General features: G+C 68.6%; 12 protein-coding genes. 4 read left to right on the forward strand and 8 right to left on the reverse strand.

What is annotated here, in order from left to right; genetic code table 11:
• From alaS to B7K24_RS11325, 3 genes are all read right to left on the reverse strand, one after another.
• Window positions 1–2,661 (reverse strand): alanine--tRNA ligase, encoded by a 2,661-nt coding sequence (gene alaS, locus B7K24_RS11315; RefSeq protein WP_084130455.1) that lies wholly within the window; start codon window positions 2,659–2,661, stop codon window positions 1–3.
• Between the two features lie 197 nt (window positions 2,662–2,858).
• Window positions 2,859–3,485 carry a 30S ribosomal protein S4 gene (rpsD, locus tag B7K24_RS11320; protein ID WP_084101383.1) on the reverse strand — a complete coding sequence of 209 codons (627 nt, stop codon included), beginning with the start codon at window positions 3,483–3,485 and terminating at the stop codon, window positions 2,859–2,861.
• Between the two features lie 175 nt (window positions 3,486–3,660).
• Window positions 3,661–4,047, reverse strand: a complete 387-nt coding sequence (locus B7K24_RS11325) for a hypothetical protein (RefSeq protein WP_084130456.1) — start codon at window positions 4,045–4,047, stop codon at window positions 3,661–3,663.
• A gap of 224 nt (window positions 4,048–4,271) precedes the next feature.
• Here B7K24_RS11325 and B7K24_RS11330 point away from each other — a divergent pair, with 224 nt between their 5' ends.
• Complete coding sequence (locus B7K24_RS11330; protein ID WP_084130457.1) at window positions 4,272–5,741, forward strand: HNH endonuclease signature motif containing protein; 1,470 nt, start codon at window positions 4,272–4,274, stop codon at window positions 5,739–5,741.
• A gap of 38 nt (window positions 5,742–5,779) precedes the next feature.
• On the opposite strand, the gene B7K24_RS11335 is transcribed toward B7K24_RS11330, so the two are convergent.
• On the reverse strand, window positions 5,780–7,135 hold the full coding sequence (locus B7K24_RS11335) for a replication-associated recombination protein A (RefSeq protein WP_084130458.1): 1,356 nt from the start codon (window positions 7,133–7,135) through the stop codon (window positions 5,780–5,782).
• 245 nt (window positions 7,136–7,380) lie between these two features.
• On the opposite strand from B7K24_RS11335, the gene B7K24_RS11340 reads away from it, so the two are divergent.
• A complete protein-coding gene (locus B7K24_RS11340; RefSeq protein WP_084130459.1) occupies window positions 7,381–8,010 on the forward strand; it encodes a transcriptional regulator in 630 nt (209 codons plus the stop codon).
• Window positions 8,007–9,332: an MFS transporter gene (locus B7K24_RS11345; protein ID WP_084130460.1), complete on the forward strand. Its 1,326-nt coding sequence runs from the start codon at window positions 8,007–8,009 to the stop codon at window positions 9,330–9,332. The genes B7K24_RS11340 and B7K24_RS11345 overlap by 4 nt, the downstream gene beginning before the upstream one ends.
• Window positions 9,333–9,344: 12 nt before the next feature.
• Here B7K24_RS11345 and B7K24_RS11350 read toward each other — a convergent pair whose 3' ends face one another.
• Both B7K24_RS11350 and B7K24_RS11355 read right to left on the reverse strand, forming a co-directional pair.
• A complete protein-coding gene (locus tag B7K24_RS11350) occupies window positions 9,345–10,535 on the reverse strand; it encodes an S-layer homology domain-containing protein (RefSeq protein ID WP_084130461.1) in 1,191 nt (396 codons plus the stop codon).
• Between the two features lie 5 nt (window positions 10,536–10,540).
• Window positions 10,541–11,479 carry a LysR family transcriptional regulator gene (locus tag B7K24_RS11355; protein WP_084130462.1) on the reverse strand — a complete coding sequence of 313 codons (939 nt, stop codon included), beginning with the start codon at window positions 11,477–11,479 and terminating at the stop codon, window positions 10,541–10,543.
• Between the two features lie 72 nt (window positions 11,480–11,551).
• Here B7K24_RS11355 and B7K24_RS11360 point away from each other — a divergent pair, with 72 nt between their 5' ends.
• The gene (locus B7K24_RS11360; RefSeq protein ID WP_084130463.1) at window positions 11,552–12,610 is read left to right on the forward strand and encodes an EamA family transporter; all 1,059 of its coding nucleotides are present in this window, start codon (window positions 11,552–11,554) and stop codon (window positions 12,608–12,610) included.
• Between the two features lie 60 nt (window positions 12,611–12,670).
• Here B7K24_RS11360 and aspS read toward each other — a convergent pair whose 3' ends face one another.
• Window positions 12,671–14,449 carry an aspartate--tRNA ligase gene (gene aspS / locus B7K24_RS11365; protein WP_084130464.1) on the reverse strand — a complete coding sequence of 593 codons (1,779 nt, stop codon included), beginning with the start codon at window positions 14,447–14,449 and terminating at the stop codon, window positions 12,671–12,673.
• A gap of 120 nt (window positions 14,450–14,569) precedes the next feature.
• On the reverse strand, window positions 14,570–15,934 hold the full coding sequence (hisS, locus tag B7K24_RS11370; RefSeq protein ID WP_084130596.1) for a histidine--tRNA ligase: 1,365 nt from the start codon (window positions 15,932–15,934) through the stop codon (window positions 14,570–14,572).
• Window positions 15,935–15,977: the final 43 nt, after the last annotated feature.

The following is a 15,977-nucleotide window of genomic DNA, read 5'->3' on the forward strand; positions in this document are numbered from 1 at the left end:
TTAGCCGCGCGCCTGAATCGCGTCGCGCACGGCGGTGAGCGCTTCGCCCACCTTGGCCGGGTCCTGACCGCCGCCCTGGGCGAGGTCGGGCTTGCCGCCGCCACCCCCGCCGAGGGTCTGCGCCGCGACCTTCACGAGGTCGCCGGCGCGCACGCCCGCGTCGCGCGCGGGGCCGTTGGTGGCGATCACGATCTGGGGGCGACCGTTGATGACGGCCGATGCCGCCACCACCACGGGGTTCGCGTCACCCAGGCGGGTGCGGACGTCCGTGACGAGCGTGCGCAGGTCGTCGGAGTCCGCCGCGGTCGCCGACTCGTGGGCGACGAGCTGGACGCCGTTGACGTCCGTCGCCGTGGCGACGAGGTCGCCGGCCACCTGCTGCATGGCCTGCGCGCGGTACTGCGCGAGCTGCTTCTCGGCGTCGCTGAGGCGCGTCAGCAGGCCGCCGATGCGGTCGCTGAGCTCCTCGGGGCGCGCCTTGAGTGTGCCGGTGAGCTCGGCGACGATCGAGCGCTCCTTGGCGAGGTGGCTGAACGCGTCCGCGCCCACGAGCGCCTCGATGCGGCGCGCGCCGGAGCCGACGGAGCCCTCGGACGTCACCGTCAGGAGGCCGATCTGGCTCGAGTTTGCGACGTGGGTTCCTGCGCACAGCTCGCGCGAGAAGGGTCCGCCGATCTCCACCACGCGCACGCGGTCGCCGTACTTCTCGCCGAACAGCGCCATGGCGCCGAGGTTTTTGGCCTCGTCGAGGTTCATGACGTTGGTTGCGACCGGGAGTTCCTCGCGGATGGCGCGGTTGGCGATGCCCTCGATGTCCTCGCGGGCCATGGCCGAGACCGGATTGCGCCACGAGAAGTCGAGGCGCATATAGCCGGGCTTGTTGTAGGAGCCGGCCTGGTTCGCGTCGGTGCCGAGCGTCTCGTGGATCGCGGCGTGGATGAGGTGCGTCGCGGAGTGCGCCTTCGACGCATGGTGACGGTTGACGGCGTCGACCTCCGCGGAAACCTGGTCGCCCGCCGCGATCTCGCCCTCCGTCACGGTCACCGTGTGCACGATGACGTCCGCGACGGGCTTCTGCACGTCGATGACGTGGAGCGTCGCGTTAGCACCCCGGATCTCGCCGGTGTCCGCGTCCTGGCCGCCCGACTCCGCGTAGAACGGGGTCTCGGAGAGGATGACCTCGACGGTGTCGCCGGCGGTCGCCACGGGGACGGACACGCCGTCCTTGATCACGGCCGCGACGGTGGTCGCGAGGCTGAGTTCGTCGTATCCACGGAAGACGGTGGGCGTGAGGGCCTGGTAGACACCCACGTCCGCGTGGCCGCCCTTCTTGGCCTTCGCGTCGGCGCGGGCGCGCTCCTTCTGCTCGGTCATGAGCTGGCGGAAGCCCGCCTCGTCGACCGTAAGGCCCTGTTCGGCCGCCATCTCGAGGGTGAGGTCAATGGGGAAGCCGTGGGTGTCGTGCAGCTCGAACGCCGCGGAGCCGGGCAGGCTGGTGCGGCCGCCCTGCTTGGCCTTCTCCACCGCGGTGTCGAGGACGGTGGTGCCCTTGACGAGGGTGCGACGGAACGCGTCCTCCTCGGTGGCGGCGACGTTCGCGACCTTGTCGATGGTGAGGTCGAGCTCGGGGTACGAGGGACGCATGGACTCGTACGAGGTGCGCACGAGGGTCTCGATCGCGGGGTCCTCGACTCCCATGAGGCGCATGGCGCGCACAGTGCGGCGGATGAGGCGACGCAGCACGTAGCCGCGGCCCTCGTTGCCGGGCGTGACGCCGTCGTGGATGAGCATCATCGACGAGCGGATGTGATCCGCGACCACGCGCATGCGGACGTCGTTGGTCTCGTCGGTCTTGTACGTGAGGCCGGAGAGCTCCTGCGCCTTCGCGATGACGGGGAACACCTCGTCGATCTCGTACATGTTGCCCACCCCCTGCTTGAGGTAGGCGATGCGCTCCAGGCCCGCGCCGGTGTCGATGGCCTTCTGGTCCAGCTCCTTGATGAGCGGGTAGTCCTTGCCGTCGCCCGCTCCGCGCAGGAACTGGTCGAAGACGAGGTTCCAGATCTCGAGGTAACGGTCGCCACCGGGGTCGACCGTGCCGCCGACAGCATCGGGACCAAACTCGGGGCCGCGGTCGTAATGCCACTCGGCGCAGGGTCCGGCGGGGCCGGGCTGGCCCGTGTCCCAGAAGATCTCCTCGCGGGTGAGCTTCACGATGTGCTCGGGGTCCACACCGACGTTGGTGAGGGCGCTGAAGGCTTCCTGGTCCTCGTTCCAGATGGTCACCCAGAAACGCTCGGGGTCGAAACCGTACTTGCCTTCGCTCTCGGGACCCGTGAGGAGATCCCAGGCGAAGTCGATGGCGCCTTCCTTGAAGTAGTCGCCGAACGAGAAGTTGCCCAGCATCTGGAAGAACGTGCCGTGACGGGTGGTCTTGCCGACCTCCTCGATGTCCTTGGTGCGGATGCACTTCTGGACAGAGGCAATGCGCGGGTGCGGCGAGGTCTCGGTGCCGATGATGTACGGGATGAACGGCACCATGCCGGCGACGGTGAAGAGGAGGCTGGGGTCCGGCGAGACCAGCGGTGCGCTGGGCTCGATGTGGTGGTCCTTCGACTCGAAGTAGTCGATCCAGCGCTGCCTGACGTCAGCGGTGCGCATCCTGTCCTCCGTTACGGATGGTGCGGGCTCACGGGCCGTACGGCCCGGCTCCCCGGGTGAGGGTGGCATCGGCCATAGGACGGCGGCCGATGCCGGGGTCGGGTTTCGTACCCGACCCCGTCAAGTATGACAAAGCCGCTGGGCCCGGACGGACCGGAACCCAGCGGCTGAGTGTGTCTTGGGTGTACTGCGCTCGCTTAGCGGGCGTAGTACTCGACGACCAGCTGCACCTCGCAGGTCACGGGGACCTCGGCACGCTCGGGGCGGCGGACCAGCTTGGCGGTCAGCTTCTCGAGGGTGACGTCGAGGTAGTCCGGAACCTCGGGGAGCACGTCACGGTGCGCGCCGGCGGCGGCAGCCATGTAGGGCTCCATGGTGACGGCCTTGGGCTTGACCTGGATGGTCTGGCCGGGCTTCACGCGGAACGAGGGGCGGTCGACGATCTGACCGTCCACGAGGATGTGGCGGTGCAGAACGGCCTGACGGGCCTGGAGGATGGTGCGGCCGAAACCGGCACGCAGCACCAGCGCGTCGAGACGCATCTCGAGGAGCTCGACGAACGCGTCACCGGTACGGCGTGAGTCCTTACGGGCCTCCTCGAAGACACGGGTCATCTGCTTCTCACGCAGGCCGTACTGGGCGCGAAGACGCTGCTTCTCGCGCAGACGAACGGCGTAGTCGCTTTCCTTGCGGCGAGCGGTACGACCGTGCTCGCCGGGCGGGTAGGGACGCTTCTCGAAGTGCTTGACAGCCTTGGGCGTCAGAGCGAGGCCCAGGGCACGCGAAAGACGCACCTGGCGGCGCGCACGCTGTACTGAAGTCATTCTTGGATGTTCCTTGCTTGTTGCCTCTGACATGAGGACGCGGTCGTCCCCACTCAGATCATGAGAGATGTCGCGGCGACAGCAGCCAACCGTCCGCGAGGGCTCAACTATGTTAGCAGGACTCGTGGTGGATGTCTCGGGTGCGACGCGCCGATGATGAGCGTGGCGCCGGCCGTCAAAGGTTCAAGGCCAGAACCAGGGCCGCGACCGCCATGATGGCAACGACAGGAGTCATGGTCGCACGCTCGTGGCGCGAGCGGGAGATGGCGTTGGGGACGATGTTGAGCGCCAGGATCGCGGTGAGGATCCAGATGGCGGCGGTATCCGTGGTGGCGCAGGTGAGGTCCGTGACACCCGCGGCCTCCAGCGTGATCCACGCCATGACCGCGTAGACCACGACGGTGACGGCCGATGCGATGCGCCACTGCCACGGCAGCGTGCCCTCATGTTGGCCGCCGAACGCGTAGCTCCCCAGCGGCGCACCACTCGCTAGGGCGATCTGAAACACCGCGAGGGCTGCGAGGAGTGCCAGCAGAATGACGGCGACAAAGGTCGCGAGCATGGGCGGCAGGCTAGCGGATGGTCTCGCGCGGGCGCGGGCGCGGGCGCTGGCGCTGGCGCTGGTGCGCGTGTGCGGGCGCTCGTGACGGGCGCGGGCGGTGGTGACGCGTGCTGGCGCAGGTGACGCGCGAGAGGCGTCGTTCCCAGCCCGGCGAGCAGCATTCGCCCATCCCAAGATTTCGCGAGACGCTCGCGGCGCGAGTCGGCTCTTGGTGGGCTGTTCCTATGAGCTTTTCATCCGACGTCGACGCCCTGGCAGCCCAGGTGCGTGCCATGGGCAGTATCGGCGATGTGAGCAAACTCGCCGACGACGAGTTCCTGGGCGACCAGGCTTCGGTCGCGAAGCTGGTTCAGGCGTCGAACGCATTGCTCGCCCGCTATGCGGCCGAGCTGGCGAGGCGTTCGGGTCCGCACGCCATCGGCCGCGAGGACCTCGCCCGCAAACACGGCCACCGCTCCCCCGCGGGAATGATCGCCACCATCACCGGCGACACGATGGGTCACGCCCGCCAGCTCATCAACGCCGGCGGCGCCTGGCGTCCCCACGAGGACGCACCGAGACCTGTCGAGGTCACGAGCAACGGTGACGACCGCAACGGCGCTGGCGATGGTGCGATCGACGCGAACCCGACGAATTCCCAACCGGCTCCGACCCCGGGCCCGCGGTACCCGCTCGTGACATCGGCCCAAGCGACCGGCGATCTGTCCATCCCCGCCGCGGGTGTCATCACGGAGGCACTGGACCGCATCGCTGAGCGGGTCGAGCGCACTGACCTTCCCGTCTACGAGTCACGATTCGTGAGCCGCGCTCGTACTCTCAACCTTCGCGAGGTCTACGCGATGGTCGACCAGGCCGAGGCGCTCCTCAAGGCCCCCGAGCTCCAGGCGCGCGAAAGGCTCGCGACCAAGAACCGATCCGTGACCTGGCGCGAGGAACACGACGGCATGTGGACGCTGACGGCGCGCCTCGACGTTCCATCCGCGGCAGCCGTGAAGACCACGATCGAGCAAATCGCCCGGCGACAGTTCCGCAACCGCCGCGACGGCGACCGCACCGAGCCCGACACGCGCACCACCGTCCAGGTCCGTGCCGACGCGCTCACGTGGCTATGTCGGCACGCCATCGCATGCAAGGAGACGGCAGCCCACGGCGTCGTCACCACGATAAATGTCCGCATGGACCTTTCCGACGTCATCGAAGGGGCCGGAGTCGCGACTATCGACGGGATGACCACGCCGGTCTCCGTCGCCACCATGCGCCAGCAGGCGTGCTCCGCGCAGTTCTTCCCACTGGTGCTCGGTGGCGACGCCGCCATCCTCGACGTCGGCGAAGCCGAACGCGGCTTCACTCCCGAACAGATCACCGCGATCGTCGAGCGGGACGGCGGATGCGCCCGGTGCCATCTGCCACCCGAACACTGCGAGATTCACCACATCAAGTGGTGGTTCCGAGACAAGGGGAAAACCGATCTGGCCAACGGCATCGCGCTATGCGTGGGCTGCCATCACGACATCCACCGGGAAGAATGGGGCATCGAGATCAATGGCCGCGAGGTGTGGTTCATCCCACCCACATCCGTCGACCCCGCACGACGTCCACGACCCGGCGGACGCTTCGCGCTCGACATCGGCCGGGACCTCGCCGGGTACCCACGAGCCGTGCCGTCACCCGGCGCGGATGTCAGTGGCCACTGAGACGCTCGGGCCATGATCAAGTGGAGATAGTCGCCACCTTAGGACTCGGTGCGCCCCAGCATGTCTCGGATGCGCGTCATGCGGTCAGTCACCGTGCGTTCGAAGCCGAACTCGGTGGGCCGGTAATACTGCGCTCCTCGCAATGCGTCGGGCAGGTACTCCTGGTGGGCGACACCGCCGGGTGCGTCGTGCGAGTACACGTAGTCCTTTCCGTGGCCGATGCGTTCGGCGCCCGCGTAGTGCGCGTCACGCAGGTGCTCGGGCACCACGCCGGCTTTGCCGGCGCGCACATCGGCGATCGCGGCATCGATCGCGCGATACGAACGGTTGGACTTCGGTGCCGTCGCCAGGTATGTGGTGGCCTCCGCGAGTGGGATGCGCCCCTCGGGCATCCCGATGAAGCTCACCGCATCGGCCGCTGCCTGCGCAATGACCAGGCCCTGAGGATCGGCCATGCCGATGTCCTCCGACGCCAAGATTACGAGGCGCCGCGCAATGAAGCGCGGATCCTCCCCCGCGACCACCATGCGTGCCAAATAGTGGAGCGCGGCATCGACGTCGGATCCCCGTACCGACTTAATGAACGCGCTGATGACGTCGTAATGCTGGTCGCCCGACTTGTCGTAGGCGACGAGAGCGGCGTCCATGGTGCGCTCGGTGATCTCGGCCGTGATCTCCGGCAAAGCGTCAGGCGCGGTGGAGCCCTTGGCGAGTGCGGCATCGGCCACCGCCTCGAGAAGCGTGAGCGACTTGCGGGCGTCGGCGCCGGCCACGCGCAGGATGTGGTCTCGCGCCTCGGGCGCGAGCGTCACCCGTCCGCCGAGTCCGCGCTCGTCGGCGAGCGCGCGGTCGATCAGCGCTCCTAGGTCCTGGCTCGCGAGCGGCTGAAGCGTCAGGAGCAGTGACCGGGATAGCAACGGTCCGACAACCGAGAAGCTCGGGTTCTCGGTCGTGGCGCCAATGAGCGTGACCCAGCGGTTCTCGACCGCCGGCAGGAGCGCGTCCTGCTGGGTGCGTGTGAAGCGGTGGATCTCGTCTACGAACAGGACCGTCTCGCGCTCTCCGGTGGCGATGCGACGCTTGGAGTCGTCGATGACGGCTCGCACATCCTTGATTCCCGCCGTGACCGCAGACAGTTCTACGAAGCGACGGGATCCAGCGACCAGGTACGCGAGCGTGGTCTTGCCCGTGCCGGGCGGACCCCACAGGATGACGGAGGTCGCGGGCGCGTTTTCCCCGACGAGGCGGCGGAGGGGGCTTCCCTCGGTCAGCAGGTGCGACTGTCCCACCACTTCGTCGAGGGCGCGCGGACGCATGCGAACCGCGAGCGGTGCGTTCGGGCCGGGCTCGGGAACGCCACTGCCGGTGCGCTCGGTGGATTCGAACAAGTCCATGGCTGCCACTGTAGGCGTCCCCAGTGACTCCCCCGCGCGCACGAGCGCGCTCGCGGCGACACGCGCGCACAAGTACGTGGAGACGTACGCGGACCCGCACGCGCAGACGTGCGGGGGCGTCCACGAGCGCGCGAGGGCTCCTGCTGGAGTGCGCATACGGTCACGGCGGGCGAGCCCGCGCACGGTGGGCGTCTTGACATGCGCCATCAATTGCAACACTTCTTTTGAAAGAGTACTTTCAATACATGAGCACCGCCGATGACTTCCCGTGGCCCGTACGCCAGATCACCGATGCACGCGAGCTGCGCGCCCTGGCACACCCCGTGCGCTTTGCACTGCTCGACCTCCTTGCGGAGGGCCCTCTTACCGCGAGCCAATGTGCCGAGAGGCTGGACCAGACCCCGGCGAACTGCTCGTATCACTTGCGCCAGCTCGCGAAGTACGGACACGTGCGCCGCGCAGCCGGCGGCATCGGTCGCGAACGGCCGTGGGAGGCACGCGACGAGGGCATCTCCTGGTCCGCGGATGCCAACGCCAGCTCCGCCCAAGCGCGCGCCGGCGAGGCGCTCTCGGATGCGGTCGACGAGTATCGCTTCAGCGCGTGGCAGCAGTACCGGCGGCGGCGCGCAGACGAGGCGCCCGAGTGGCGCGAGGCGGACCTCTCAACCGACGTCGTGGCATGGATGACACCCGACGAACTTCGCGCTGTGAAGGAGGGACTCCACGCGCTCTTTGCTCCGTTCGTGTCGCGCGACAGTGATGCTGCCGCGCGGCCCGAAGCGGCACGCGCGGTGCGGTTCTTCGGATACGCATACCCGGGTGCGGCGTCGCCCGAGCGCGCGGACTCCCCTGCTCCCTCGGAAGGCGACGCATGAGCGCGACCCTGACGGCGCACCGGCGCCGGTTCGTCGTCCTCACCGCCCTGCGATGGCTGCCCACGGGCGTCGTCGTGCCCGTCCTGGTCTTGTTACTGAGCCAGCGCGGACTGTCGCTAGCAACTATTGGACTTCTCACGGCGGTGCACTCCGCGACAACGTTCGTCCTGGAACTACCCACGGGCGGCCTGTCCGACGTGGTGGGCCGCCGGCCCGTCCTGCTCCTTGCGGCCATGATGGGCGGCGTGTCGGCACTAGTGCTCGCGCTCGCCACGACCCCCGCGCTGCTCATGGTGGGCGCGGTGCTCATGGGAGCGTCACGCGCGCTCGACTCAGGTCCGTTGCAGGCCTGGTACGTCGACGGCGTCCATGCCGTTGATGCTCACGCCGACCTCACCACGGGGATGTCCCGCGCGGGGGTCGCAGAGTCGGCGTCCCTGGCCGTGGGCGCCCTGGCAGCAGGTGCGGTGGTGGCGGTCGCTCCCCTGCCCACGTCGGGCAGTCTGGTCGTGGCGCTGTCCGTGCCATTCCTGATCAAGGCAGCCCTCACCGTTCCGCAGGTCGTGGCGGTCGCCGTGTGGGTGCGGGATGAGGCGCAACCAGACGCGATCTCGCGCGCTGACGCGCCCGCGCATGCGAGCGCACGCGTGAGCGTCGGCGCGCGTGCGCGAGCGTCCGCGCGCGACGTACCGGCCACGGTCATGCGCGGCCTCCGCCTCGCACGCTCACGCGCGACCATCCGCCGGCTACTTCTCCTCTCGGGAGCCCTCGGCGTGGCTCTCGCGGGCATCGAACTCCTCGCGCCGGCCCATGCAGCCGCGCTGCTCGGCGGCGAATCGGCGGCCGCCGGCCCGTATTCGGTGCTGGTGACGGCCGGCTTCCTGGGGTCCGCCGCCGGCTCTTCGCTCGCTCCCCTCGCGGCGACGCTTGCGCGTCGCGACTCTCGCGCCGCCGCGCTAGGCATCGCCGGTGCGGCGCTAGCGCTCGTGGGCGTGGCCGCGCCCATCGCCGGCGTGGCCGCAGCGTGTTTTGTCGCGTTCTACCTCATGCTCGGCATCGCCGCACCACTGACTGACGTCCTGCTCCACCGGGAGGCGACGAGCCGTGAACGCGCCACCGTGCTCTCGCTCCAGTCGATGGCCCTGCAGGCAGCCGCCGTGGTGGCGACAGCGGCGCTCGGCGTCCTCACCGGCGTGACGTCGCTGCTCGTCGGCTTCACCGTCATTGCGGCCGTCCTGGCCACCGGAGCCCTCACCCTCGTGCGGTGGCCGGCGGCGAAGCCGGCCGCGGCATCGGCCCAAGGAACCGCCACGGTCTCGTGAGCGAATGGAGTCCTAGTGGGTCGCGTCGTAATAGTCGCGCGGGTCGAACACCGCGTCGACGTACGTGAAATTGCGCCACCGGTGAAAGACACCGCGGTCGCTATTGGTCCCGGTTCCGTCTGACGTATTGCCCTCGTACAGCCACACGCCGTAGCCATCGACGCGGTGCACGATGCCGGTGTGGCTCGCCCCGTTGCCGTCGTGCCAGTTCATGAGGACCACGTCGCCGGGGTCGAGGTCGGACAGACTCGGGTTCCAGTCGAGGACACCCTCGGAGCGCAGCCGCTGCTCGTAAGACGGCGAGCCGTAGCGGTCGTCGTAGTACTTTTCGCGCGGCACATACTGCGGATACCCCGCCGCTTCAAACACCCACGCGACGTAGACCTGACACCACGCGCTGCTGCCGCCAATCCAATCGTTGAACTTGTTGTCGCGCCACGACGGTTCCCGGTAGCCCACCTGAGACTTGGCGGCGGCGAAGATCTCGCTCGGATCCCACTCCACCTCTGGCGCGCTGTACGCGGGCGCCTTGTACGACGAGGACCCGAAGCCACGGAACAAGAATGCGGCCGTCGCGGCCCGCGAGGTTCCCCAGTACGGGCGGAAGGTACCGTCGGCGTACCCCGTGGTCATGCCCGTCTCGGCCAACCATGACACCTCCTTGTAGAACTTCGAGGAGGTGCGCATGTCCGAGAACCGCGACCTGGACGGCGGTGAGTACGACGGCTCCCCCTTGAACCGGTACAGGAACGCCGCCATCGCCGACCGGGAGATCGATTCGTCCGGGCGGAACGTGCCATCCGACCAGCCATACGAGATGCGCTGTTGATCGAGCCAGACGATCTCTCGGTAGAACTGGTCGCTACGGGACACGTCACGGAAGGGCGACGACGACGGCAACGACACGCCGGGGCGCCCAGCCAACCGGTACAGGAAGGCCGCGAACGCCTCGCGCGAGACCTTAGCTTCGGGCCTGAAGGAGAGGTCTGCGTACCCGGTAGTGATGCCCTTTGACGTCAGCCACGAGATCTCTCGGTAGAACTGGTGGCGGTCCGTCACATCGCGAAACCCCGTGGTCGCGGCGCCAGCGCTGCTGGCCGAGACTGGGATCGCGACGATGACCGCCAGCGCGGTGGCCAGCAACGCCACCAGCCGGTGAGCAGTCGTTCTCTGCGCGTTCGTGAGCCCATTCAGCGAAGCCATGCGCTTCACCCTAAGGTGCTGGCCTTCAGATTGCTCTCAGAACGCGGCGCCCGACCCAAATCCCTGCCCACATCGACCAAGCCCTCGACGACGGCCTGAACGGCGCGTCGCGCTGCATGGTCGGGACGTGCCAGCGCGACGATTGCCCTCGTCGCCTGCACGCCGGTGAGCGGAACCAGTCGATACGTGACGCTCGCAGGAGTGGAGTACCGCGGTAACAGACCGATGCCATGGCCCTGCTCAACGAGCGACTCCACCAGCCGGTTGTCGCGTACCTCCACGACACGGTCGAGCGGACGACCCGTCGCCGCCTCAATGCGCTCGTGAATGGTTGCGAAGGGGTAACCGCGAGGCACCGTCACCCATGGCTCACCCACGACATCCTGAGGGGTCAGTTCTGCGCGGCTCGCGAGGCGGTGCCCTGCGGGGACGATGACGTCGATGGGCTCGCGCAGCAGCACGCGTGACGCGAGATGCTCTGCGCCCAAAGGCACGTCTGCGATAAGGCTGTGGGCGATCACGATGTCGGCGTCCGCGGTGCGGGCGGCGTAGTCGGACTCCGCGAGGTCGAAGTCATCGAGCTCGATGCGGATCAGGGATTCGCGCAGGCGCGTGAGCAGTCCGGGGATGAGCGCGGCGCCAGCGCTGGGCAGCGTGCCGATACGCACCGTGCCGGCCGGCATACCGGTGCCCTCATCGAGCCGCGCCTGGACGCGGGACAGTGCGGTGAGGACGTCGTCCGCACCATCGGCGAGGATCTCGCCCGCCCAAGTAAGCCGTAGCCCGCGCGACGCAGGCTCGACCAGCTTCACCCCGAGTTCCTTCTCCGCAGTCCGCAGCTGCTGCGACAACGCCGATGGCGTGCGATAGGTGGCAGCCGCGACGGCGCCCAAGGTTCCGCGATCGCGCAGATCGCGGAGCAATTCGAGATGGCGGACCTCCATGTAGGCAACCTACATGCTTAACGCGTTAACTATTGCTTGTCGCTACACCACGTATCCCGGCAAGGTGAACGCATGCCCGCCCGTCACATCGCACTCGCTGTCCTGGTCGCCGTGCTCTGGGGCGTCAACTTCCTCGCCATCCACGCCTCGCTTGAACAGTTCCCCCCGCTGTTCTTGGTGGCTCTCAGGTTCGCCCTCATTGCGGTCCCGACCCTCCTGTTCGTGCCGCGGCCGAGGGTGCACACACGGTGGCTGATCGGCTACGGCCTCGGCTTTGGCACCCTGCAATTCCTCTTCCTCTACCTGGGCATGGCGGCGGGGTTCCCCACCGGACTCGCCTCACTTGTGCTGCAAGCTTCCGCCCCCTTCACCGTGGTGTTGGGAGCGGCGCTGCTGGGCGAGCGGTTGGGACGCCGCCACGTGGTCGGAATCGTGATCGCCACTGCGGGACTGACCACGGTGGGGCTCGCCTACGGCAGCACCGCACCGGTGGGCCCGTTCCTGCTGGTGCTCCTTGGCGCGCTCGGATGGGCGCTGGGCAACCTCAGCTCCCGCCAGGCACGCGCCGACAAGCCGCTCAACCTGGTGCTGTGGATGTCCGTCGTTCCGCCTCTGCCCATGCTGGCGCTGTCGCTCGTCGTGGAGGGACCGGCGGAGATCGGCCACTCGCTTGCGACATCGTGGTCGGCCGATGCCGTCCCCGCCTGGGCGGGCCTCGCCTACACCATCGTGCTGGGCACCCTGCTGGGATCGGGCATCTGGGTCTGGCTCATGGCTCGCCACCCCGCCGGGGCTGTCGCACCATTCTCGATGCTGGTGCCGGTCGTCGGGATCGCCACTGCGTGGCTCGTGTTGGGCGAACGTCCGTCCTGGCTCGAACTCGCCGGCGGCGTGCTGGTGGTGGGCGGCGTCCTATGGGCCTCGCGCGCGGGCGCTGGTGGGAGCGCGCGAGCGCGCGGGGCTGCGCAGACGCGAGCGGACGCTCGCGAAGACCGAGGCATTCGCGAGGCCCCGGGCACTCGTGAAGTGCCGGGCGCTCCCGAAGAACTGGTCACCCCTGAAGCCGCCGCCACACGCAAGGAAGACCGCCGGGGAGAGCCGGCCACCGCATCGGCCGCGGGCACTCCTTAGAAAATGCTAAGGGCGGGCCGCCCCCGCAGGGGCGACCCGCCATCACAGCGGTAGCGTCGATCAGACCGTGGCGGTCTCCTCGTCGTCCTCGGGAACGAAGTCCACGCCAGCCTCGGCGCGCTGCTCGTCGGTGATGGGCGCCGGCGCCGCGGTCAGCGGGTCGTAGCCTCCACCCGACTTGGGGAACGCGATGACGTCGCGGATGGAGTCCGCGCCCGTGAGCAGCGCCACGATCCGGTCCCAGCCGAACGCGATGCCACCGTGCGGGGGCGCGCCGAAGGAGAACGCCTCGAGCAGGAAGCCGAACTTCTCCTGCGCCTCCTCCTCGCCGATGCCCATCACCTTGAACACGCGCTCCTGCACGTCCTGGCGGTGGATACGGATGGAGCCGCCGCCGATCTCGTTGCCGTTGCAGACGATGTCGTAGGCGTAGGCGAGCGCGTTGCCGGGGTCGGACTCGAACGAGTCGAGCCACTCGGGCTTGGGGCTCGTGAACGCGTGGTGGACGGCCGTCCAGTTCGACGAGCCCAGCACCACGTCGTCGTCGCCGTCGTCGGCGTCAACGGCCTTGAACAGGGGTGCGTCGACGACCCAGCAGAACTCGAAGCGCTCGGGGTCCATGAGACCCAAACGGCGGCCGATCTCGAGGCGTGCGGCACCGAGAAGCGCGCGCGACTGGCCGGGCTTGCCCGCGGCGAAGAACACGCAGTCGCCCGGGTTGGCGCCGGTGGCCTCGGCGAGGCCGGCGAGCTCGGTCTCGGACAGGTTCTTCGCGACGGGACCGGTGAGGGTGCCGTCCTCCTGAACCAGCACGTACGCGAGGCCGCGCGCACCGCGCTGCTTGGCCCACTCCTGCCACGCGTCGAGGGTCTTGCGCGGCTGCGAGGCACCACCGGGCATGACGACCGCACCCACGTACTCGTTCTGGAACACGCGGAACGGGGTGTCCTTGAAGTACTCGGTGAGTTCGGTGAGCTCGAGGCCGAAGCGCAGGTCGGGCTTGTCGGAGCCGAAGCGTGCCATGGCGTCGTGGAACGTGATGCGCGGGATCGGGGTCGAGATCTCGACGCCGATGAGGCTCCACAGTTCCTTGACGATCTCCTCGCCCAGCGCGATGACGTCGTCCTGGTCGACGAAGCTCATCTCGATGTCGAGCTGCGTGAACTCGGGCTGACGGTCGGCGCGGAAGTCCTCATCGCGATAGCAGCGCGCGATCTGGTAGTAGCGCTCCATGCCGGCCACCATGAGCAGCTGCTTAAACAGCTGCGGCGACTGCGGCAGGGCGTACCAGGAGCCGGGCGACAGGCGCGCGGGAACCAGGAAGTCACGGGCGCCCTCGGGGGTCGAGCGGGTCAGCGTGGGCGTCTCGATCTCGAGGAACTCGTGACGGTCCAGCACACGGCGGGCGGCCTGGTTCGCCTTGGAGCGCAGCACCATGTTGGCGCGCGGCTGTGGGCGGCGCAGGTCGATATAGCGGTACTTGAGGCGCGCCTCCTCGCCGACGGTGACGTGCTCGTCAACCGGCATCGGCAGCGGTGCGGCCTCGTTGAGGATGGTCACCTCGGAGACGACGACCTCGATCTCGCCGGACGGCAGGTTGGGGTTCGCCGAGCCCTCGGGGCGCTCGCGCACCTCGCCGGTGACCTGAACGACGTACTCGTTGCGCAGGCTGTGCGCGATCTCCTCGCGGATGACGACCTGGGCGAAGCCACTGGCATCCCTCAGGTCGATGAAGGCCACGCCGCCGTGGTCGCGGCGACGCCCGACCCATCCAGCAAGAGTGACGGTGGTTCCGGCGTCGGTGGCGCGGAGGTTTCCCGCAAGGTGAGTGCGAAGCACGTGTACTGCCTTTCTGGGCACGCTAGACGGGCGTGCCTGTTCGCTGGGGGTTGCGTGTCCAGTCTAGGGCCGATGCCGCAGCCAGGTTCCGGGAAGAGTCCCAGTCCCGTACGGCGCGACTCAGGCGCGGACGATGATGGGGCGGGCGTCGCCCTCGGGCGGGAGCCAGGAGTCGGCATCGGCCGGCACCTGCTCGCCGCTACGGATGTCCTTGACCTCACCGTCGCCGATGGCGTTGTCGGCGTCTCCCCCGGCTCCGGGGAACCACACAAACGGGATGCCGCGCTTGTCCGCGTACTGGATCTGCTTGCCGAACTTCGCGGCGGATGGTGAGACCTCGCAGGCGATGCCGCGCGCGCGCAGCCGGTCGGCGATGACGGCCGAGGTGGCGCGGTGGTCCTCGTCGGTGACGGCAACAAGGACCGCGCTGGGCACGCCGCGGCTCGCGTGCGCGAGGCCGGCGCCGAGCACGCGGCTGATCAGTCGCGAGACGCCGATGGACATGCCCACGCCGGGGAAGCCGCCGCCCGCGACGAGCGAGTCATAGCGACCGCCCGAACAGATCGACCCGAGGTCCTCGTGGCCCTCGAGGAACGTCTCGTAGACGGAGCCGGTGTAGTAGTCCAGGCCGCGTGCGATGCGCAGGTCGGCTACAGCGGTGCCGGGCACCGCGGCATTGACGCCCTCGACGAGCGCCACGAGGGCGGCGATACCGTCCTTGAGGAGTTGCTCGGGCTCGGCGATGTCGTCGATGGTCTGCGTGGTGGCCCAGAGGTCCTCGACGGCCGCGGCGAACGAGCCGTCGGTGGCGCTGATGCGCGCGAGCTCCAAGATCGCGTCCGCGGCCGTAGCGGCCACACCCTTGTCGGTGACCTCGGCGCGCACGCCGTCGGGACCGATCTTGTCGAGCTTGTCGACGCTGCGCAGGGCACCGGCAACGTCGTCGATGCCCACGCCGCGGTAGAAACCCTCGACCAGCTGGCGGTTGTTGACGTGCATGCTGACGGCCGGGATCGGTAGCGCTGCGAGGGCGCGCGCCATCACGACAGCGACCTCGACCTCGAGGTGCGCGGGAAGGTTCTCGCGCCCCACCACGTCGATGTCGGCCTGATAGAACTCGCGGTAGCGGCCTTCCTGCGGTCGCTCGCCGCGCCAGACCTTCTGGATCTGGAAGCGACGGAACGGGAACGCGAGGTCGTTCTGAAACTCCTCGACGTAGCGAGCAAACGGCACGGTGAGGTCGAAGTGCAGACCCAGCTTGGCCTCGGAATCGGGCTCGGCATTCAGCCGGCCGAGGGTGTAGATCTCCTTGGCGGCCTCCGACTTGCCGGCGAGGCGGTCGAGGGTCTCGACGACGCGCGTCTCGATCTCCGCAAAACCGTGGAGCCGGAAGACCTCCTTGAGCGACTCGATGACCTGCGCCTCGACGACACGGTCAGTGGGCGTCCACTCGGGGAATCCGGACAGGGGTCTCACTCGGGCCATGACGACCATTGTTCCATCACCGCAGGTGTCGGGCGGGCACGGG

The sequence above is a fragment of the Demequina sp. NBRC 110055 genome (assembly GCF_002090135.1).
GTDB lineage: Bacteria > Actinomycetota > Actinomycetes > Actinomycetales > Demequinaceae > Demequina.